This is a genomic window from Pseudovibrio sp. Alg231-02, assembly GCF_900143565.1.
In the GTDB taxonomy this organism is placed as follows: Bacteria; Pseudomonadota; Alphaproteobacteria; order Rhizobiales; family Stappiaceae; genus Pseudovibrio.
In genome coordinates, this window is record NZ_FREX01000006.1 from 217,923 (window position 1) to 237,588 (window position 19,666).

Here is a 19,666-nt window from a genome sequence, read left to right on the forward strand (position 1 = left end):
GTGAGGCCAGCTGATAGTGTTGTTTAGGCTTCATATCCTCTTATGAGAACTTTGCCAAGTCGTTGACTATAGGCTTTTGGCTAGCAGCATTTAATGGATACTCCCCATCAATTGAAGGATGTGGGTTGCAGTGCATCCAAGAAAGCTGAGAGGTATCGCGGTCTTGCAAAGTGTTCTATGTTTGTTTCATGGAACAGACAGTCTTCACATACGGTGCATTCACCCTCTCATATATTCAGGCAACCATAGTTACTGGAGGCCTTTTTTTCCTTTTGCTGCTCATCTGGATCATGAGCCTGCGCGCAAAACTGAACAGAGTGCGTGGTACATCGGTGCTGGAGCAAAAGCGGGCAGAGGATACCGAAGCTGCCTTGGCAAATCTGGTGCGCTCTCAGGGTGAAATGACAGGCCGCATGCAAACCATGGCAGAAGTGTTTGGCTCCCGTCAGTCAGATCTCATGCGTGTGGTGAATGATCGTCTGGATGGTCTTGGAAAAACGCTGGGCGCGTCTGTTCTGGAAACTCATCGTCAAACCCACGCTAGCCTCACGGGCCTGCAAGAACGTATGGCACTGCTCGACAAAGCGAATAAAACCATGGGTGAGCTGGCAGGGCAGGTGACTGACCTACAGATGGTTTTGAACGACAAACAAACCCGCGGCGCATTCGGCCAAGGGCGTATGGAGGCAATCATTGATGACGCATTGCCACCAACAAGCTTCTCGTTTCAAAGCACGCTCTCCAATCGCTCCCGGCCTGACTGCCTGATCCATATGCCCACAGGCGCTCCACCGCTGGTGGTGGATGCCAAGTTCCCGTTGGAAGCCTTCGCCGCGATCAAGGATGCCGAAACCAAGCAAGACCTGAAAGAAGCTGCTGCTCGCTTCCGAAAGGACATCTCCAAGCATCTGGAAGACATCGCAGGCAAGTATTTGCTTCCGGGTGAGACGCAGGACACAGCGCTGATGTTCGTCCCCTCCGAAAGCCTTTTTGCGGAGATCCACGAAGGTTTCCCGGACCTGACGCAGAAAGCCCACCGCCTGCGTGTGGTCATCGTATCGCCGTCTCTGCTTGTCCTTGCTGTGCAGGTGATCCAGTCTGTGCTGCGCGATGCCCGCATGCGTGAACAGGCTCACTTCATTCAGGCTGAAGTTGGTAAGCTCCTGCTGGATGTTGGCCGTCTGACGGAGCGTGTCTCCAAACTGCAAAACCACTTTGCACAGACCAACAAGGATCTGGATCAGATCATGATCTCAGGCGACAAAATCGGCAATCGGGCTCGTAAGATCGATGAGATGCAACTGGGCGGCAAAGCAACAGACCACGTCTCATCATCCGCCTCTCAAGCCCCACAAACAACACACCTTGCAGATGATGAGTTGCCATCCCCCTTTCAGTTTGATCGGCGATAAGCAGCTACTCGATCTGTAGAAGATGATCACGCAAGGCCGCCACTGCCGGACGCCTCCAGGCAGCTGAACTCCCAACGATGTAATAGGTGTTCCCCGTCATATGCCGTGCAGGGACTGGCTCGATCAGCGTTCCATCTGCCAGATCTTTCTCAATCAGCAATGAAGGAAGCAAGGCAAGGCCAAGCCCCTGACGTGCCGCCTCCAGAACCATGAAAAAGTGCTCAAAGGAGAGGGAAGTATCTCCAGGCAGGTAGCTTGAAAGCTTGTGTGCCTCCGCCCAGTATTCCCAACTACCAAGCCGCGTGGAATGAATGAGGCGGGGCAGACCCAGAAGGTCTTTTATACTCTCCGGTTTTGCTTCACCCAAAAGGCTTGGATGACAAACCAAAACCATCTCTTCATCACAAATCCGGTGGCTTTCCAGAGCAGGCCAACTGCCACGCCCAACAGTAAGCGCCACATCCACACTGGATGGATCCCAGTTGACCGGATCCTTATGACCAGCTGAAAAGTCGGCTGGAATGGTAACAAGATCAACGCTGATAGCAGGATAGGCCCGCTTAAAGCCTTTGATCCGTTCCATGAACCAGAGATTGGCAAGTGAGGGCAGCGTGCCGATACGCAGCTGACCAGAGACTGAGCCCTTCAGCTCATGCTCAAGATCCTCCACCAGCTTCAACGCGTTCTTTGCCTTCTGGCTCAGCAGCAACCCATCTTGAGTAAGGGCCAGCGTTTTTCCCTGACGGGAAAACAGCACCAACCCCAGCTGCTCTTCCAAATTCTGAATACGGCGGGATACAGCCCCTTGCGTGATGCCAAGCTCCCGTGCAGCGCGGGTAAAGCTCCCATGGCGTGCTGCTGCATCAAAAACAGGAAGAACGGCAAGGATCTGCGAAGTGATCGAAAGACTATGTCGGCTCATACTATGAGTTTAACTCATGTCTATGTGACTGTCATTGACCTATCTATGAGATTTTACGTAGTTTAAAACAACTCCAACATGAGTTTTGGGTATAGAGCCTATTCTAGGTAAGTGGCCCTCAGTGCCCCTATCAGAATACGGATTCTCGTTTGAAAGTAAGGTGAGGCTGAACATGGCGCGTCCATTCCATCTGGCATTTCCGATTGATGATCTGGAACAAACCAAAGCGTTCTACATGGGCGTGCTTGGATGTAAACAGGGCCGTGAACTTGAAGGTAAATGGGTCGATTTTGACCTGTTTGGACACCAGATGTCCGCCCACCTTCGTGAAAAATCACAATTTCCCCTTGGAGTCACTGGTGTTGTTGATGGAGATGCAGTTCCCATTCCTCATTTTGGCGTTGTTTTGCCAATGGATGAATGGAAGACGCTTGCTGATCGACTGAAAACACATGAAACTATAGAATGGTTACTGGAACCGAAAATCAGGTTCGAAGGGCAACCGGGAGAGCAGGGAACTTTTTTCATCAAAGATCCCTCGGGCAATGCTCTCGAATTCAAGGCATTCGCCAGTGACTCTGACATTTTCGCAACCTGAGTAGATCCCCATGGAAATTTTAGAAGCAACACATACAACACAAAATCCTGCCGAATCTGACCGGATCAAAGTAGCGCTCGCACAGATCGCTCCGGTCTGGTTGAAGCGAGAAGAAACACTGAAAAAAGTGGCTGATGCAGTAGAGCTCGCAGGCAAACAGGGCTGTCAGCTTGTCACCTTCGGCGAAGCACTGGTCCCGGGCTATCCGTTCTGGATTGAACGCACCGACGGGGCACGTTTCAACGATCCAAAGCAAAAAGCGATTTACGCGGAATACCTTGAGCAAGGCGTAGTGATTGAAGACGGCCATCTCGATGGCATCTGTGCGATTGCCAAGAAATACAACATCGCTGTGTATCTCGGTGTCATGGAGCGTGCTGCAAACAGAAGTGGTCATAGTCTCTATTGTTCGCTGGTCTACATCGATCAGAACGGTGAGATCGGCTCCTCGCACCGCAAGCTACAACCAACCTTTGAGGAGCGCCTTGCCTGGGCACCGGGCGATGGCAACGGCTTGCGTGTACACCCGCTGGGCCGCTTCACCGTGGGTGGCCTCAACTGCTTCGAAAACTGGATGCCTCTGTCCCGTGCTGCTCTATACGCGCAAGGAGAAGACCTCCATGTCGCAGTGTGGCCGGGCGGGCGACACAACACCGAAGACACAACCCGCTTTGTTGCGAAGGAAAGCAGAAGCTATGTGATCTCAGTCTCTGGCCTCATGCGACCAACGGACTTCCCGGAAGACACGTTGGAACTCGCAAAGATCCTTGAGAACAGCGATGACTTTCTCGCAAACGGTGGTTCCTGCATCTCTGCGCCAGATGGGTCTTGGGTTGTTGAGCCGCAAGTCGGTAGGGAAGTTCTGATTACAGCAGAATTGGACCATGCCGTGGTACGTGGTGAACGCCAGAACTTTGACCCAACGGGTCATTACAGCCGACCAGATGTGACACGCTTGATCGTTGATCGGAAACGTCAACAACTCGCGGATTTCATCGACGCTGAATAAAATTAAGTACTCAGGCAGATTTATTGGGGCAGGGTTTTGATTAGCTTAGGTTTTGTCTCTCAAAAAATTCAGTAAAGTTGAGGGATACGACCAGCTACAGGCACCCCTGCCTCATAGTAAGATCAAGATCTGAAATAACAGAATCTCAAAGCAGGTGGTGCTGACGTGCTTCATTGCCTGAATGATGGACTCTGTTGTTTGCAGCCCCGCCAAACCCGAGTGTGATCTTCGCATCTGCAAGCTGAGTATTGAATTATGGAAATTTTGGAAGCAACGCATTTATCTCACGACCCGTCCGCATCTGACAAAATCAAAGTCGCCCTCGCGCAGATCGCTCCAGTCTGGCTGAAGCGTGAAGCGACCTTGGACAAAGTGATTGATGCGGTAGAGCTTGCTGGCAAGCAGGGCTGCCAGCTTGTTGCATTTGGAGAGACACTGGTGCCGGGCTATCCGTTTTGGATTGAACGCACAGACGGTGCACGCTTCAATGATCCAAAGCAAAAAGCCATGTACGCCAAATGCCTTGATCAAGCCGTGGTGATTGAGGACGGTCATCTGAATGCTGTCTGTGCAGCAGCAAAGAAACACAGCATTTCCGTGTATCTCGGCGTTATGGAGAGGGCAGCAAACAGAAGCGGGCATAGTCTGTACTGCACACTGGTCTACATTGATCAAAACGGAGAGATCGGCTCTGCCCATCGCAAACTGCAGCCAAGCTATGCTGAACGTCTTGCATGGGCACCGGGAGATGGCAACGGCTTGCGTGTCCATCCGCTGGGCCGCTTTACAGTTGGTGGCCTGAACTGCGCTGAAAACTGGATGCCCTTGTCACGCGTCGCCCTCTATGCGCAAGGAGAAGACCTGCACGTGGCCGTCTGGCCGGGTGGCCTGCGGAACACAGAGGATCCAACACGCTTTGTTGCCAAAGAAAGCAGAAGCTACGTGCTGTCAGTCTCAGGGCTGATGCGTGCTACAGACTTTCCAAAGGATACGCCAGAGCTAGCAGAAATACTCCAAAACAGTGGTGAGTTTCTCGCTGATGGTGGGTCCTGTATCGCTGCGCCTGATGGATCATGGGTGGTCGCACCACAGGTTGGCAAAGAACTCCTGATCACAGCAGAACTGGATCACGCCTTGGTGCGGGCAGATCGCCAACTCTTTGACCCGACCGGTCATTACAGCCGACCGGATGTCACACGTCTCGTCGTCGATCGTAAGCGCCAACAGCTTGCTGAATTCGTCGACTCTGAATAAAACAAAACGCAGATTGATATATTACAACGTATTTGTGAGATGAGCCTGCTGGTTCTCAAACAAAAATACGCTCAACAATGGAGTGCCTCATGAACCTGGTCTTATCTCTCAAAAGCTTCAACGAACCTGAGTGGATCGACCGTTTGCAGGCACTTCTTCCCAATCGAAAGATTGAGGGCTGGAACGGCGGCGTCGCTGAGCCCGAAAAAGCAGAATATCTCCTTGCCTGGAAACCAGACCCTGCCGTCTTTTCTGCCCTGCCCAACCTTAAAGTGATCTTCTCATTGGGCGCAGGTGTCGATCATCTGACCTCATTGCCGGAACTCCCCAACCTCCCGTTGGTCCGGATTGTTGACCCAGACCTCACCAGCCGCATGACAGAGTGGGTGGTCTTCCAAACGCTTCTCCACCATCGCCAACATTTAACTTATGCCGCTCAGCAGGAGGCAGGTGTTTGGCATGGACACAGGCAATGGGCAGCAAAGGACGTACGCGTTGGTATTCTGGGGCTTGGTGAGCTGGGGTTGGACTCTGCAAAAGCCCTCAAAGCGCTGGGCTTTAACGTTGCCGGGTGGTCTCGCTCGCCAAAAGATGTAGACGGCATTGAAAGCTTTGCCGGTGAAGACCAGCTTGAGGCGTTCCTTAATCGTACTGACATCCTGATCAATCTGTTGCCCTCAACACCTGCCACGCACAAGCTGGTCAATGCAGAGCGATTGGCCATGTTGTCTCAATCTGGCGCATTAGGAGGGCCTGTCTACATCAACGCCGGACGTGGTGCGACTCAGGATGAAGCTGCGATCAACACAGCTTTGACATCCAGCCAGCTCAAAGGTGCCAGCCTTGACGTGTTCGCGATTGAGCCTCTGGCTGACACAAGTCCTCTCTGGCAGCAGAAAAACTGCATCATCACACCGCATGTCGCAGCTGAAAGCGACCCGCAAGCTCTCTCCGAATATGTTGCTCAGCAAATCAAGGGATTTGAGCGAGGTGAAGCGCTCGAGAACCTAGTTGATTTGGAGGTCGGGTATTAAGTTCACCTGATTCTTGATGAAACCTTAGTTTAGAGTGCCAAATACCGGAAGAAGTTGAGTGCGGAGATCAATCTAAGGTTCAGCTGCGAGGAGTAGCATCAAACACAACTATAACAATTAAGTTGTGACCTGATGCTCTCCATAATCCGAGGTTTGTTCCAGCGAGATCTGGGCAGCGCGACTATTGAATTTAGCCTCATCTCTGGCCTCATCGCTCTGGCGATTCTTGCCATGGTGTCCGCACCAACGCTCAGCAGTGCCTCTTTTATTGCTAAGAATGCTGTATCACAGCCAAACGCAGCCGAGCGTGATCTTCAATTGTGGGAACTGGTGAGGCCAAACAATTAAATTTGTAAATAAATGAATTTTAGCGAGACAAAAATACCAAGTGTTAAGGCCTTCTTTGGAATTACCCTTGCAAAACCATAGCATGGTATTTGTGGGGGAGATCACGACATGATTGCAAATGGACTATTGATCATTTTTCCATTGCTGCTTGCAATCGCTGCATTCTTTGATCTCTTCACAATGACGATCCCGAACAAGCTTAACCTGATTATAGTCGTTGCCTTTGTCAGTTTGGCCTTCTTATTGCAATTGCCCCTAGAACAGGTTGGCATGAGCTTCGCACTCGGCTTCGGTGTGATGGTTGTCGGCTTCGGCCTGTTCGCGCTCGGTGTTATGGGCGGCGGTGATGTGAAGTTCCTCGCTACAATCTCTCTTTGGCTCGGTCTCTCGATGAACATGCTGGACTTTATTTTGCTGACCAGCATTTATGGCGGAGCATTAACGCTGGTTATCCTGGCCTTGCGTAGGGTTCCGTACTTTCCGCAGTTCATGCAGGGGCAGGAATGGCTCTTAAGATTGCATGACAGAAAAGCAGGCGTTCCATACGGGATTGCAATCGCAATTGCGGGGATTCAGGTGTACCCGAAGACCTTCTGGTTTGCTCAAATTCCAACTTTCTGAGCATTTCGCGAGCAAATCATCTTAGTAAAGTATTAATGTTTTGAACTAGTGTGCTTTCACTGGCGCTAACCTATTGCTGTTCATGCATGTTCCTAATTTTGACTCTATGCACATAAGTAAACAATACAAATGTAGTGATGTTACGGAATATTAACTATGTCTTGACAATTTTTGCTCAAATTAGGGTTAACGAATGCTGCTTAGCTAAATCTCTTAGAGGGTGGGTGCCACATGAAGGCCTCCAGATTACTAGTTTTAATTATCGCTTTAAGCGCCGGTGGGTTGGCCGCCTGGCTGAACCTGTCTTCCGGTTCCCGGGAGCAGTCGCCAACCATTGTTGCTCCAGTACAAGAAATTCCATCACTGGATATTCTTGTTGCAGCGCAGGATCTCAAAGTCGGCACATCTCTTACCCAAGGCGATTTAGCTTGGGCTAAATGGCCAGAAGAATCTGTAACTGATGGCGTAATCTTGCGCGGCTCAAGCCCAAATGCAGATGAAGAATTTCTGGGGCAGATTATCAAAGCAGCGATGTTCAGCGGGGAACCAATCCGTGCAGAGCGTCTCATTGATACGGACAAAGGCTTCCTGGCAGCGATCCTCCCAAAAGGAAAACGCGCCGTTGCTGTTCCGGTTGATGCAGTCTCTACCGCAGGTGGTTTCATCCTTCCAGGAGACAAGGTTGACGTGCTGATCAGCATGCAAGCCAAAAAACGCGAAGACGGCTTCATCAGTGAAACGCTCCTCGAGAATATCAAGGTGCTCGCTATCGATACCACGACGGCCTCTGAAAACAGTGAGAAGGCGATGTCTCCAGACCAAACAGCTACACTGGAACTCTTGCCCCACGAAGCTGAGGCTATCGCTCGCGCAACCCAGATGGGAACTCTCTCGCTCTCATTGCGCAGCGCTGCAGATTCCAGAGACGGTTTGAAGCAACCGCCGCGCGTCAAAGGTGGTGTGAAGTTCGTAAAGTACGGGATTGCCTCCCAGTCTGTTAACGGAAATTAGTAGGTAAACTATGGTTTTTCATCGACAAATTAGTCTGGCGAGAAGTTTACCGCAAAAATGCCGCCTCAGCGGAACTCTCATGCAGTTCCTTCTGATCTTTGCTCTAGCGCTTGTCGGACCGCAGATCGCATTCGCTCAGAACAATTATGAAGCCACGGTGGAAGTCACTTCCCAGCATCGCGACCATGTCCGCCAACTGAATGTTGGTAAAGGAAGATCTATCGTCCTCAACACAAACGAGGAAGTTCGCGACGTCCTTGTCTCAAATCCAGATATTGCAGATGCTGTTGTCCGCACCAGAACCCGCGTTTTCGTCTTTGGTAATACAATCGGTCAAGCCTCGCTGGTTTTGTTTGGCAATGGTGGCCGCCAACTGGCATCGTTTAACCTAAATGTACAGCCTGATCCATCCGGATTGGTCGACCTCATCCAACGACTGCTGCCGAACTCCGCGATCAATGCTGACGTCGTCAATCAGAGTGTCGTCCTTTCAGGAACAGCAATCTCCGCCCTTGAAGCACAACAAGCCTACGATATCGCGCTGCAGTTTGTGGGCAACGATAGTAAAAAAATTGTCAATACAATTGCGGTTGCCGAGAAAGATCAGGTCCAGCTTAAAGTAACAGTCGCTGAAGTTGACCGGACGACGATTAAGCAGCTTGGCGTTAACCTCCAAGGCTCACTCAAAATTGGTGCTCTTGATGTCAATTTCAATACGTCGCCTGCTTATAACATCAACCCTTCTGTCGTAAATGCAGGATCCCTGGCAGGTAAGTTAGGGTTCGATGGCGGTACGCTTAATCCCACGATCAAAGCGCTCGAGCGTGAAGGGGTAATGAGAACACTGGCGGAGCCAACACTTGTAGCGGTCTCTGGCGAAAACGCTAGCTTCCTCGCCGGTGGTGAGTTCCCGATCCCGGTTGCTTACGAAGACAATAAAGTAAGTCTTGAATTTAAACCTTTTGGTGTTGGGTTGGATTTCACTCCTGTCGTTCTTTCAGAAGGACGCATCAAGCTGCGTGTAAAAACCGAAGTCAGTGAGTTAAGTTCTGAGGGCGCTGTAAGTATCGCAGGTGCTATTGCCGTTTCTGCACTTAAAGTTCGCCGAGCGGAGTCTACACTCGAGCTCCCTTCTGGAGGAACCTTGGTTATGGCAGGTCTCCTGAAGCAGAATTATGGGCAGGAGATTGACGGGATACCTGGCTTAAAGAATATCCCAATTCTCGGTACCATGTTTAAGAGCCGCGATTATATCAATCGCCAAACTGAACTTGTAATTTTTGTGACGCCTTATGTTGTGAGACCAATCGCGCGATCTCAAGTTGCGCGACCTGATGATAATTTTGCAGCACCAAGTGATCAATCTACAATCTTTCTAAACCAATTAAGCCGGATTTACAGGGGAACAGACGCTCCTGTGAAAGGGAATTATCACGGCAAAATTGGCTACATTTACGAGTGAGGACAAGTGAAATGAATACCCTACTGTCACCCACTTTGAAATGTGTACGCAAATTGAGAGAAGCTTCAGTAGTGCTCGGTGCTGTTGCTATGCTTGGAGCATGTCAGTCACAACCATCATATGTTGAACATCAGTCGATTGCAGACTTTGACTATCGGAAAAGACATCCGATTGTCATTACAGAGGCGCCTGAAAATTTTGATATTCCCGTAGCTGGGGAGATGCGCAATTTGAACGGGTCCATGAAAACGGCAGTTGCTGCTTTTGGTAAACAAGCAGACATCGATGGGAATGGATTTGTTGAGGTTTTAGTTCCGTCAGGTTCTGGGAATGAAGCAGCAGCAAAAGCTATTTCTCCTCAGATTCGCACCGCATTGAAAAAAGGCGGAGTAGCCGCAGATCATATTGTTATGAGGAGCTACGCTGTGTCTGACATGGGTGCATCAGCACCAGTCCGTCTTTCATTTATGCGTGTGAAAGGGATTGTGCGTGATTGCGGTAATTGGCCTGATGCGATGATAAGCAATCATCAAAACACAGACTATCACAACTTCGGGTGTGCTACTCAGGCAAACCTCGCTGCGATGGTCGATAATCCGACAGATCTGTTGCGACCACGCCCCTTGGGACCGAATGATCCCTCGAGAACCAATGAGATTTTGGCAAACAACCGATCTGGAGACCTGACTGCAGGTCAGTATGGAGCTGGTGTTGGCACAAACGTATCATCCGTGGCGCAGAACTAGTGGGATAAACTATGAGCGATTTAGCGCAGTTCGATTCAGATGCCTCATCACGGCAAGAAACGACGAGTCAGCTTTCAACTTCTGACTTTCAGTTTGTAAATATTCCGCGAATTTCTGTTCAGGCATTTTGCGTGGATTCGAGAACATCAGAGACGATCCAGAATGCGAGCTTAGATCGCCGGATGTCGAAGACGCATACGATGGTGCGACAAGGTGGTATTCCCGCAGCTGTAGAAACATTTGAAAGTGCCGCTACACCTAACTTCTTGATCGTCGAATCGTTGTCTAATCCAAAAGAGATGATCGCTGAGTTAGATCGACTGGCTGAGTACTGCGATGCTGGGACTAATGTTCTTGTGATTGGGCGCATAAATGATGTCAACTTGTACAGAACGCTCATTAGCAGGGGAGTCGGTGAGTACATTGTCGGACCAGTTGATATCCCTCAATTGATAAATACCATTGGTCAATTTTATGCAAATACTGACGCGGAACCCTTCGGTCGAACTGTGGCTGTGATCGGTGCTAAAGGTGGATGTGGTGCATCGTCAGTTGCTCATAACCTGTCTTGGTCAATTGCGAAAACACTCGATAACGATGTTGCTATTGCTGATTTGGATTTGCCATTTGGAACAGCAGGTTTAGATTTTAATCAAGACCCATTACAAGGTATATTAGAAGCAATTGCATCTCCTGAGCGGCTTGATGACACGCTACTGGATCGCCTTCTTGCAAAGTGTAATGACCGTCTCAGATTGTTAGCAGCACCAGCTACGCTTGATCAAACCTACGATTTTGATACTGAGAAGTTTGATCAAGTTATTGAGGTCATGCAGAAAGGAACGCCGACTGTCGTTCTTGACTTGCCGCACACGTGGAACAGCTGGGTACGGCATATCCTTGCACATGTAGACGAAGTCTTGATTGTAGCTGAGCCTGATTTAGCAAATCTTCGAAATGCAAAGAATCTAGTAGATAGCATTGGTCAACTCCGACCAAATGACACAAAACCATACTTGGTTTTGAACAAGGTTGGCATTCCGAAACGACCTGAAATTAAGCCTGATGAGTTTAGTAGCGCTTTAGATGTGGTTTCTTTAGCGGTAATGCCGTTTGAGCCTGCATTGTTTGGGACTGCATCTAACAACGGTCAGATGATTGCAGAGTTTGATAGCAAACACGCTGTTGCGGGTTTGTTTGAAGAGATTGCGGCCAAGGTCACAGGCAAGGCTGAGACGTATACAAAAAGCAAGTCACTCATCGCATCTCTTATTAAAAAAGTCCGCAAATAGTCCTCTGGTTGATTTTGTGCTGATTTCAAAGGCGGAAGAATATGTTTGGTAGACGTGGCAACGGTGAATTTGGAAACAAAAATCCAAAGTCTGCTCCAGTAAATCCTGCGATACAGAAACAGGCAACAAAGCCTGCTGTCCAGGACACACCAAGCACTGCAAAACCTAAGTCGTCTGGCGCCGAAGTTCAGCAGGAAAAGCCCAAAGAAACTGCTCCTGAAACACAACGAACTCAGGAGTACTACGCAACCAAGGCATCGATTTTCAATGCATTGGTGGAGGCAATCGATCTTTCGCAATTGAGCCGGTTGGATCAAGAAGATGCACGTGACGAGATCCGGGATGTCGTCAACGACATCATTGCCCTCAAAAACCTCGTCATGTCGATTTCTGAGCAAGAAGATTTGCTTGAAGATATTTGTAACGATGTGTTGGGCTACGGACCACTTGAGCCGCTATTAGCCCGTGATGACATTGCCGATATCATGGTGAATGGGGCGAACACCATCTACATCGAAACTGCTGGCATGGTGGAGCAAACAAACATCCAGTTTCGCGATAATCGTCAGCTGATGAACATTTGCCAGCGGATTGTGTCTCAGGTTGGTCGTCGTGTAGATGAAGCCAGCCCGATATGTGATGCACGCCTTCCTGATGGCTCTCGCGTAAACGTGATTGCCCCACCGCTGTCATTGGACGGACCAGCGCTGACAATTCGTAAGTTTAAGAAAGACAAGCTTACACTCGACCAGCTGGTGAATTTTGGTTCGATTTCGCCTGAAGGCGCTGAGATCTTGGAAATCATTGGCCGGGTCCAATGTAACACGGTTATTTCGGGTGGTACGGGCTCAGGCAAAACCACGCTTTTGAACTGCTTAACGCGCTATATCGATAGCACGGAGCGCATTATCACTTGTGAAGACAGTGCCGAACTCCAACTTCAGCAGCCACATGTCGTCAGATTGGAAACCAGACCTCCAAATCTGGAAGGTGAGGGTGAGATCACAATGCGTGATCTTGTAAAAAACTGTCTGCGTATGCGCCCTGAGCGGATCATTGTCGGTGAGGTGCGTGGCCCAGAGGTCTTTGACTTGCTTCAGGCAATGAACACCGGTCACGATGGCTCAATGGGTACGATTCACTCCAACTCCCCACGTGAGTGCTTGAAGCGTATTGAATCCATGATTGCTCTTGGGGGGTTCTCTCTTCCATCTAAAACAGTACGCGAGATCATTGTTGGCTCTATTGATGTAATTGTTCAGGCTGCACGTTTGAGAGATGGCTCCCGTCGTATCACCCATATCACTGAGGTTGTAGGAATGGAGGGTGATGTCATCACGACACAAGATCTCTTCACCTATGACATCACAGGAGAAGACGCGAATGGCAAAATCATAGGCCAGCATCGCTCTACCGGCATAGGACGTCCGCTCTTCTGGGAAAGAGCAAGATACTTCAACGAGGAAGAGCGGCTAGCCCGCGCGCTGGATGCTTCAGATGTTTCTGGAGGATTACATGGCTGACTTGGATAACTTCTTAGCCTCTCCGCTCGCTGATTATCTGATTACAGCCTTGATTATGGTGAGTGTCATTGGTGTCACTTTCACACTATTGATGCCGTTGTTTTCTAAAGATAAATTAGGAAAGCGAAAAGAAGGCCTTGTTAATAGTAGTAATTCTGTGGCTGGGAGAAGTGCCAAAAGAGTAGATACAACTGCGAGGCGGAAATCAGTACAAGATCAACTTAAGACGATGGAGGCGGCTCAGGCAGCAAAGAAAAAAAGTGCTGATAAACCAATTTTTGCAGATTGGATTGGGCAAGCTGGTCTAACTTGGTCAAAACCTAAGTTTTACGTAATTTCAGTTGGTTGTGGTCTTTCTATCTTTCTTATCAGCGTATTGCTTGGTCAACCGATCTGGATTTCGTTTGCGCTACTTTTTGTTGGCATCTTCGGTTTACCGCGACTTTATGTTTCTAGAAAGCGAAAGAAACGTTTCAGTAAATTTCTTGATGAGTTTCCAAACGCAGTAGATATCATTGTGCGCGGTATTAAATCAGGAATGCCGCTTGGAGACTGCATGCAAATTGCTGCAACAGAATCCAAAGATCCAGTCGGAGCTGAGTTTGCTCACGTGCTCGACAAAATGCATATGGGCATGCCGTTGGCGGAAGCAATACACTATATTCCCAAAAGAGTACCACTTCAGGAAACAAACTTTCTTGCAATCGTCATTACAATTCAAGCTCAAGCTGGCGGTAGTCTTTCTGAAGCACTCGGTAACTTATCAAAAACACTTCGTCAACGCAAAGAAATGAAGGGTAAGATTAAAGCCGTTAGTCAGGAAGCGAAAACTTCTGCTGCAATTATCGGCTCACTTCCATTTCTTGTGACACTAATGCTTTCAGCGGTAGCGCCAGACTATATTGGTTTGCTCATTGAAACCGAAATTGGCCTAATTCTAGTTGGTATTGGTTTGTTTTGGATGTCGTTAGGTATACTGGTGATGCGCAAGATGATTGACTTCAAAATATAGGTCCTTGGTATGTTTTTAGCTGATCTTGGAAACAGTAATGTTTTTGTCGTTATCCTTACTCTTTTAGCAGTATCGGGTACTATCTACGCATTACTTATGCCGCTGTTCGATCGTGACGAGTTGAAAAGTAGAATGAAGTCAGTCGCTCTTGAGCGTGAGCAAATCCGTGCACGCGAAAGAAGTAGACTCGCAAATCAGAAAGAGAATGAGCGTGTTTCTCTCCGGAGTAGTCCGAAAGAGAGTGTGCGTGAGTTTGTTGATAAATATAACTTAAAAAATCTTTTGGCTAGTGAAAGCTTGATTAGAAAACTGAAAATGGCGGGATATAGGGGGGCCTCACCTTTATATACTTATTTGTTTCTGCAAATTATTTTACCGATTGGATTTTTTGCGTTTACATTTTTCTATCTGGAAGTCGTTCTCAAGATTGAGACTTCAATCGCTGGGGTCCTTTTGATATCATTATTGGTCGCAGCTATTGGTTTTGTTGGTCCAGGCGTTTTTGTGCAGAACCAAATAGCAAAAAGGCAAGAATCTATAAGATTGGCTTGGCCAGACGCAATGGACCTAATGCTGATCTGCATTGAATCTGGAATGTCAATCGAGGCAGCATTTAAAAAAGTTGCTGAAGAAGTTGGTACTCAGTCAGCAGCTCTTGCAGAAGAACTGGTATTGGCGACTGCTGAATTATCATTTTTAGATGAACGCAGGAGTGCCTATCTGAACCTTGCAGAGCGAACCGGCCTTGATGGTGTTAAGGACGTTGTTGTTGCTCTGATGCAGGCAGAAAAGTATGGAACTCCTATCGGATTTGCATTGAGAGTGCTTTCAGATGAAAACCGACAGGCGAGAATGCAAGAAGCTGAACGAAAGGCTGCTGCGCTTCCACCGCGTTTAACGGTACCAATGATGATGTTTTTCATGCCAGTGTTGTTTATTGTAATTATCGCACCGGCTGCAATTCAGGTCATGCAAACTTTCTAACCCATCACGCCTTGCCCAGCATGGTCTTCAAGTATGCCACATTCTCGGCGGCTTGGCGTGGGTCTATATCGGATTGGGCGACGCGAACGGCTTCGTCAAACCGGCCTTGCAGTCCAAGGGTCAGAGCAAGGTTTTGGCGAACCTGACTGCCAGCTTTGCCGGTATCCAGTGCTGTTCGTAAAGTCGTCTCTGCGTTGCGCAGATCGCCTCCCAGCAGGTAGGACATTCCCAGGTTATTCAAAACAGTTGGCTCATTTGGTGAAAGCTTCAGCGCTTGCTGGTAGGTTGAGCGTGCTTGTTTTGTCTCACCGAGTTGATCCAGAATAGCCGCCTTTGCAGAAAGCATCTTCCAGTTTGGCTGTGCTGGGTCGAACGCATTGTCAATGACATTGAGCGCTTCCTGCAACTTGCCGTTTTCAGCTAGCACTTTGCCATAGCTTGCCGCAATCGTGTTGTTATCAGCATTAGCGATGACACCACGTCGTAAAATTGCTTCTGCTTGTTGGCCCTGGCCATCAATTCTCAAAGCTGCTGCAAAGTTCAGGATCGTCCGTGGATTTTTCTGATCTTTGGCATAAGCACCGCCCCAATAGGCGAGGGCTTTTTGCATCTCTTGTGAGCCAGGTTTAAGCTGCTGGTTCTGTGAGATAGATGCCTGAGCGCGTGGTTTGTTGGTTGCGCAGCCGGAAAGTGCAAGCCCACAAACCAGCAACAGCGAGACAGCTGTTGCACTTCTTAAAATGCCAGAAGACATCTTAGTTGTGTGTGTGCGGTCAAATACGGCCATAGAACCCTCAACAACGAAGCAATTCAAATATTGTTTGAAAATCTAATATTATCCCTAATTTCTGGTTAATTTAGTGCAGGTGCACCCACTGTTGGGCGGGGGAGCAGCAAGCTGAATGTCTTGCGCAGAACCAGTAACGCCGTTAGGTTGCCACAACGCTGCCCGTATAGGACAGAACACAAATTTCAAACATCTCATCAATGGAGCTCCCGGTGCACGGACCGTTAATTTCTGCCGATAAAACAGTAAATCCAATCCCGGTCGTAGCGCTCTCTGCCAGTGAGTTAGAAGCGTATCTTGATGCCGCGGGTTCCATGGTGAAATCTTGGGCGAAAGCGCAGGAGTTTACAGCTGCTTTTGGGGAGACTCTGGCAGTTCCAAATGAAGCAGGCAATATTGCAACCGTGCTGTTTGGATATGGTGAAAGCCAGAGAGATGCTTTGGAAACAGGCGCTGCTCTTAATAAAAAGCTCCCAGCTGGTGCGTTTGAACTTGCAAAAGGCTTTGAAGATCCAGCTGGTATCGCTCTCGGGTTCTCACTCGCAGCCTACCGTTTTGATGCTTATAAGAAAGTCCCTGCATCAAAGTCTCAGCTCGTCATCAGCGAGCCGGGCATTTTGGAAGAGCTAGCACCAATTATCGCTGGTGCGCACCTGGCAAAAGATCTCATCAATACGCCCGCGAATGATATGGGTCCGGAAGAACTTGCCGCAGCAGCTTGCCAGCTATTTGAAGATCATGGCGGATCTTCAAAGGTCATCATGGGCGATGTTCTGGAGAACGAGTTCCCGCTTGTGCATGCCGTCGGCAACGGCAGTGACAGGGCACCGCGCCTGATTGATGCGACTTGGGGCAAAGAGACTGATCCGAAAATCACCTTGGTCGGCAAAGGGGTGATCTTCGACAGTGGCGGTTTGGACGTAAAGCCAGCAGCAGGCATGATCCTTATGAAGAAGGATATGGGCGGCGCGGCAAATGTTCTTGGCTTGGCAGCAATGATCATGAAAGCCGAGCTGCCAATGCGCTTGCGCGTGATTATTCCTGCCGTTGAAAATGCGATCTCGGGCCGCTCCTTCCGCCCTTCTGACATTTTCACAAGCCGTAAAGGTCTTTCTGTAGAGATCGGAAATACAGATGCTGAAGGACGCTTGGTTCTGGCAGATGCACTTGCACTGGCTGATGAAGAGAGCCCGGAGCTGATTGTTGATATGGCAACACTGACAGGTGCAGCCCGTGTCGCGCTGGGGCCTGATTTGCCGCCGTACTATACTGACGATGAAGACTTGGCCGAAACCATCGCTGTTCACAGTGAAGCCGTGAATGATCCTTTGTGGCGCCTGCCACTCTGGAAGCCATATAAGAAATACATCACCTCCAAAACAGCTGATCTGGCAAACATCAACACAAGCGGAGCAGGCTTTGCAGGCTCAATCACTGCAGCTTTGTTCCTTCAAAGATTCGTTGAAAACGCGGGAAGCTGGGTACATCTTGATATCTACGGTTGGACCCCAATTGAGAAAGATTTCAGAACCCATGGCGGAGAAGCCCAGGCAATTCGGGCACTTTTTGACATGTTGAAGACCCGATTTGCCTAAGCAAAGTGCAGATTGCGCTGTCAAAATTACTTAATACCTCAATCTGGTAAGGGTCCCGAAATGATTTGCAGGCTAGGTTTTAGCCTGCAATAGGGATTAGGACGATAAAATATGCCCGTAGAGATCCGCCCGTCGCAGGCGCTTAAGCTATGGCATGATGTAGTGTTGGAATTGGTGCGCGCAGCAGATCAGGATTTGACTGCTCGCCAAATGTCTATTCTTTTAACTGTATATCTTGAGCCTCCACCACATACCGTGCGCGGACTTGCGCAAAAACTAGGGGTAACCAAGCCTGCAATTACGCGCGCATTGGATACACTTGGAACAAACAAGCTGCTTTCCAGAAAGCGTGATGAAAATGACCGCCGCAATGTCGTTGTCACACGCACAGTTGCTGGGGCGCTGTATCTGGAACAGCTTGGTGATCTGGTCTCAGAAAAAGCTCAGGACCTTTCGCGTTGATCGAAAGGCGGAACCAAGACATTATCACTCCGCTATGCCATTTTGATTGGAGGGGCCTCATATGACTGCTCAACTTGACCGCCGTTTACATCCGGTAAGGCCAGACCTGGCTTCCACTGACTATCGCGGTCAGGTGCAATCTGAGCGTTTTGTGGAAGGGACTGACTACTCTGTCAAAGCAGATAAGATTGAGCTACGTGCTCGGCCAGATGTTGCATGCGGAATCGATACTGAACTGAATTTTGGCGAAACCTTTCGTGTATTCGAGACAACACAAGAAGGCTGGTCTTGGGGACAGTTGCAAACAGACGGATATGTCGGCTGGTTGCCGACAAACGTGCTGGGGCCTGTTGAGCAAACAACTCACAGAGTGATTGCCCTGCGCACCTATCGCTACCCGGAAGCCGAAATGAAACGCCCAGCTCTGGGGCAGGTCTCCATGGGAGCACTGGTAAGCGTTGTGGGATATGAGACCACGCGCGGGCTGGAGTTTGCACAGCTTGCCGATGGCTCGTTTATGGTCAAAAAACACTTGGTAGAGCAGACTGATAAAGCGGCCGACTGGGTGAAAGCAGCAGAAGCGATGGTCGGAACGCCATATCTTTGGGGGGGACGCTCTACTCTGGGGCTGGATTGCTCCGGCTTGATCCAACTTGCGCTCCAGACGGGCGGTGTAAATGCCCCACGTGACGCGGATATGCAGGAAGCCATGCTGGGTGAGCAACTCGACCTCTCCAGCGGCCTGCCAACTTTGCAGCGCGGCGACTTGATGTTCTGGAAGGGGCATGTGGGCGTTATGTCTGATTCTGAGACCTTGCTGCATGCCAACGGTCACACAATGACGGTCGCTTATGAAGGGCTTCAGGCAGCTCTTAAACGCATTGGCGAGAACGAATTTGGCCAGCTCACCTCTGTGAAGAGACTAAGTTGAACCGGTGTTTACCCGCGCTTAACCATAAAGCACATTATCGGCATATCTGACCCGTCAATTCGCGCAAATTAGGTTTTCGTTCACTAAAATAATCGCACAAATAACTAGTAAAATTTAACAGTTATTCGGTGGGGTTTGCCGTGTTTTGGAAGCTGCAAAAACAGGTCTCTGACCGTTCGTCAAAAATTGCCTCTGTCGCAATCTCTACTGCGATGATCGCAGGCATCTCTGCTACGTCAATCACACCCGCCTCTGCGGATGTTGAGGTGGTCGCCGATCAGGCAAAAGTCTTCCGTCTCGAGGAGCCAGCCGAAACCATCATTCTTGGAAATCCAAGCATTGCAGATGTGACAGTGCACGACCGCGTGACAATCGTAATCACGGGCAAATCCTATGGCACAACCAATCTGGTTGTCCTGAACGATGCCTCTGAGCCCGTTGTCGAAGAGCTGATCACCGTGACAGCAGAAATGGCCGGCTACGTCGCCATCCAACGCAATAGCAACCGCTTCACCTACTCCTGCAACCCCGACTGCCACGAAGTCCTGCGTCTGGGTGACAATAAGAAAAAGATTGAGGATGTCGCCGCCACCATCAGTGTTCGCAATGAATTGGCGCAAGACGGAACCGTGGCAGGTAACGGTCAATAGCAGGTAGGCTCTC

At 49.4% G+C, this 19,666-nt stretch carries 20 protein-coding genes; 18 read left to right on the plus strand and 2 right to left on the minus strand.

Annotated elements, in window-relative coordinates:
• Positions 1 to 188: 188 nt before the first annotated feature.
• Positions 189 to 1,412: a DNA recombination protein RmuC gene (locus DHN43_RS17090; RefSeq protein ID WP_208995463.1), complete on the plus strand. Its 1,224-nt coding sequence runs from the start codon at positions 189 to 191 to the stop codon at positions 1,410 to 1,412.
• A 4-nt stretch (positions 1,413 to 1,416) separates the two neighbouring features.
• Here the strand turns inward: DHN43_RS17090 and DHN43_RS17095 are convergent, their stop codons facing one another.
• Positions 1,417 to 2,334: a LysR substrate-binding domain-containing protein gene (locus tag DHN43_RS17095; protein WP_108819409.1), complete on the minus strand. Its 918-nt coding sequence runs from the start codon at positions 2,332 to 2,334 to the stop codon at positions 1,417 to 1,419.
• A 172-nt stretch (positions 2,335 to 2,506) separates the two neighbouring features.
• Between DHN43_RS17095 and DHN43_RS17100 the strand changes: the two genes are divergently transcribed.
• The 13 genes from DHN43_RS17100 to DHN43_RS17160 all read left to right on the plus strand — a co-directional run bounded on the left by DHN43_RS17100 (position 2,507) and on the right by DHN43_RS17160 (position 15,228).
• Positions 2,507 to 2,932, plus strand: a complete 426-nt coding sequence (locus DHN43_RS17100) for a VOC family protein (RefSeq protein ID WP_057464166.1) — start codon at positions 2,507 to 2,509, stop codon at positions 2,930 to 2,932.
• A 10-nt stretch (positions 2,933 to 2,942) separates the two neighbouring features.
• Positions 2,943 to 3,941, plus strand: coding sequence for a carbon-nitrogen hydrolase family protein (locus DHN43_RS17105; protein WP_108819410.1), 999 nt, complete (start codon positions 2,943 to 2,945; stop codon positions 3,939 to 3,941).
• A gap of 255 nt (positions 3,942 to 4,196) precedes the next feature.
• Complete coding sequence (locus DHN43_RS17110; RefSeq protein WP_108819411.1) at positions 4,197 to 5,195, plus strand: carbon-nitrogen hydrolase family protein; 999 nt, start codon at positions 4,197 to 4,199, stop codon at positions 5,193 to 5,195.
• Positions 5,196 to 5,284: 89 nt separating this feature from the next.
• Entirely contained in the window at positions 5,285 to 6,229 is a 945-nt protein-coding gene (locus DHN43_RS17115; protein WP_208995464.1) for a 2-hydroxyacid dehydrogenase, read from the plus strand.
• A gap of 132 nt (positions 6,230 to 6,361) precedes the next feature.
• Positions 6,362 to 6,577, plus strand: coding sequence for a hypothetical protein (locus DHN43_RS17120; RefSeq protein WP_108819413.1), 216 nt, complete (start codon positions 6,362 to 6,364; stop codon positions 6,575 to 6,577).
• A 108-nt stretch (positions 6,578 to 6,685) separates the two neighbouring features.
• On the plus strand, positions 6,686 to 7,198 hold the full coding sequence (locus DHN43_RS17125; protein WP_108819414.1) for an A24 family peptidase: 513 nt from the start codon (positions 6,686 to 6,688) through the stop codon (positions 7,196 to 7,198).
• A 231-nt stretch (positions 7,199 to 7,429) separates the two neighbouring features.
• Positions 7,430 to 8,209 (plus strand): Flp pilus assembly protein CpaB, encoded by a 780-nt coding sequence (cpaB, locus tag DHN43_RS17130; protein ID WP_063305567.1) that lies wholly within the window; start codon positions 7,430 to 7,432, stop codon positions 8,207 to 8,209.
• Between the two features lie 79 nt (positions 8,210 to 8,288).
• Positions 8,289 to 9,671 (plus strand): type II and III secretion system protein family protein, encoded by a 1,383-nt coding sequence (locus DHN43_RS17135; RefSeq protein ID WP_108819415.1) that lies wholly within the window; start codon positions 8,289 to 8,291, stop codon positions 9,669 to 9,671.
• 11 nt (positions 9,672 to 9,682) lie between these two features.
• Positions 9,683 to 10,417 (plus strand): CpaD family pilus assembly protein, encoded by a 735-nt coding sequence (locus DHN43_RS17140; protein WP_108819416.1) that lies wholly within the window; start codon positions 9,683 to 9,685, stop codon positions 10,415 to 10,417.
• A gap of 11 nt (positions 10,418 to 10,428) precedes the next feature.
• Positions 10,429 to 11,709 (plus strand): AAA family ATPase, encoded by a 1,281-nt coding sequence (locus DHN43_RS17145; RefSeq protein ID WP_208995465.1) that lies wholly within the window; start codon positions 10,429 to 10,431, stop codon positions 11,707 to 11,709.
• A gap of 41 nt (positions 11,710 to 11,750) precedes the next feature.
• Positions 11,751 to 13,232, plus strand: a complete 1,482-nt coding sequence (locus DHN43_RS17150) for a CpaF family protein (protein ID WP_108819417.1) — start codon at positions 11,751 to 11,753, stop codon at positions 13,230 to 13,232.
• Positions 13,225 to 14,244, plus strand: a complete 1,020-nt coding sequence (locus DHN43_RS17155; protein ID WP_108819418.1) for a type II secretion system F family protein — start codon at positions 13,225 to 13,227, stop codon at positions 14,242 to 14,244. The genes DHN43_RS17150 and DHN43_RS17155 overlap by 8 nt, the downstream gene beginning before the upstream one ends.
• 9 nt (positions 14,245 to 14,253) lie before the next feature.
• Positions 14,254 to 15,228 carry a type II secretion system F family protein gene (locus tag DHN43_RS17160; protein ID WP_108819419.1) on the plus strand — a complete coding sequence of 325 codons (975 nt, stop codon included), beginning with the start codon at positions 14,254 to 14,256 and terminating at the stop codon, positions 15,226 to 15,228.
• A gap of 4 nt (positions 15,229 to 15,232) precedes the next feature.
• Here DHN43_RS17160 and DHN43_RS17165 read toward each other — a convergent pair whose 3' ends face one another.
• Positions 15,233 to 16,015, minus strand: coding sequence for a tetratricopeptide repeat protein (locus DHN43_RS17165; RefSeq protein WP_108819420.1), 783 nt, complete (start codon positions 16,013 to 16,015; stop codon positions 15,233 to 15,235).
• Positions 16,016 to 16,227: 212 nt separating this feature from the next.
• Between DHN43_RS17165 and DHN43_RS17170 the strand changes: the two genes are divergently transcribed.
• From DHN43_RS17170 to DHN43_RS17185, 4 genes are all read left to right on the plus strand, one after another.
• Entirely contained in the window at positions 16,228 to 17,610 is a 1,383-nt protein-coding gene (locus DHN43_RS17170; protein WP_063305624.1) for a leucyl aminopeptidase family protein, read from the plus strand.
• A gap of 111 nt (positions 17,611 to 17,721) precedes the next feature.
• Complete coding sequence (locus DHN43_RS17175) at positions 17,722 to 18,072, plus strand: MarR family transcriptional regulator (protein ID WP_063286786.1); 351 nt, start codon at positions 17,722 to 17,724, stop codon at positions 18,070 to 18,072.
• A gap of 61 nt (positions 18,073 to 18,133) precedes the next feature.
• The gene (locus DHN43_RS17180) at positions 18,134 to 19,003 is read left to right on the plus strand and encodes a C40 family peptidase (RefSeq protein ID WP_108819421.1); all 870 of its coding nucleotides are present in this window, start codon (positions 18,134 to 18,136) and stop codon (positions 19,001 to 19,003) included.
• 140 nt (positions 19,004 to 19,143) lie between these two features.
• A complete protein-coding gene (locus DHN43_RS17185) occupies positions 19,144 to 19,653 on the plus strand; it encodes a pilus assembly protein N-terminal domain-containing protein (protein ID WP_208995466.1) in 510 nt (169 codons plus the stop codon).
• Positions 19,654 to 19,666: the final 13 nt, after the last annotated feature.